Source organism: Cytobacillus sp. IB215316 (assembly GCF_033963865.1).
Lineage (GTDB): Bacteria > Bacillota > Bacilli > Bacillales > SM2101 > Nanhaiella > Nanhaiella sioensis.
The window spans coordinates 1-1,304 of record NZ_JAXBMC010000056.1 but is presented as its reverse complement, the minus strand read 5'-3'; the positions used below and the strand labels follow the sequence as shown (position 1 = coordinate 1,304).

Here is a 1,304-nt window from a genome sequence, read left to right as displayed (position 1 = left end):
GTTTCCTTAATAGGTAATTATCCTTAAGGTATTACAGATAGCCTTTACTAAATTCTTGCGCCATATTGTGGAAGATTTAAGTTTTTTGATTGGCCAACAGCTACTGTTGAAGAAGAGTAGCTGATTTAGAGGGGCTATAATTCTTGGTATTCGGGATGATTATGACGCTTACACCCAAATAGATAACAACCTGTTTTCACAGATGTGTCAAATTTCATTACTGGGACAAATCCATTTATAATCTTTTTATACATTTGTTCAAATGCTTTTTTTTCAGTAACAAGCTCCGTTATATAATCCTGTTTCTCTTCTTCTGTCCAATCTTCATCACACTCTTCATTATATTCCTCTTTAATTGTTTCTTCTTTTTCTTTTATTACATCCTGAAATTTCTCAGTAAAGTCTGTCCTACTCAACTTTAAAAGTGTATAAATAAATCGACTAACCCATCTAACTTCTTTACTGTATCGTTTCCAACCTTTTTCAAACCATTTAGCAGCCTCATTAAACATTTCTAGTTCTAGGTATAATTCAGCTACTTCAATTTCACCAACAAATTCATCGTCATCTTCCTTAAAGTTTCCTAGTGTTTCAATTGCAATCTTTGTTTCACCTAGTCTAATTAAGCAATAAACATGGCTATACATGGCATAATCAGAACTCTCTGAACCTAATAAAAAATACTTAGAAGCTTTTTCAAATTCTCCAAGGTGATAGCAAGCTACTGCGAGGTTATTATTGGCATTAATTGTTGGCTTTATATTAATGGATTGAAGCAAAATATCTTTTGCCTCAATCCATTTTTCTTGTCTTACTAAAATTTCACCATACAAATTATAGGGAAAGTGAGAAGACGGGTTTAAGCTTATAGCTTCATCTAATAATGTAAGTGCTTTATTGTCTTTATATTCTTCATAACAATAAATCCAAGCTAGGTTTGTCAGTGATTGAACATCTCTAGCTTCGTCTACTGCTTTTTTAAATAATTTAAGAGAATTTTCATACTCATTTTCTTCTAACAACCTAATTGCTTCTTGATTAATACTCAAAAAACTTCCACCATCCCACAGTATTTATCTGAAAAGTAATTAATTTTGTAAAACATATCTTACTTCATTACAACCTACTTCGTTAGCTAAAGTTCAATTCTTTGTCACTCTCATTTTAGCATAAGTAACAAACTGCCTTATTCAATAAACAACCTGGACATACAAAAGAAAAATTTCTTAATATTTAATTCTGATTTGCGCCATATTGTTGAATAAGAAGGTTCGGTAATCTACATTTTGAATTATGTAGATTTT

1 protein-coding gene is annotated in these 1,304 nt (G+C 31.0%); it reads right to left on the bottom strand.

Features of this window, described 5'->3' with window-relative positions; genetic code table 11:
- Positions 1-134 precede the first annotated feature (134 nt).
- Complete coding sequence (locus SLH48_RS22355; RefSeq protein WP_320259918.1) at positions 135-1,049, bottom strand: hypothetical protein; 915 nt, start codon at positions 1,047-1,049, stop codon at positions 135-137.
- Positions 1,050-1,304 lie beyond the last annotated feature (255 nt).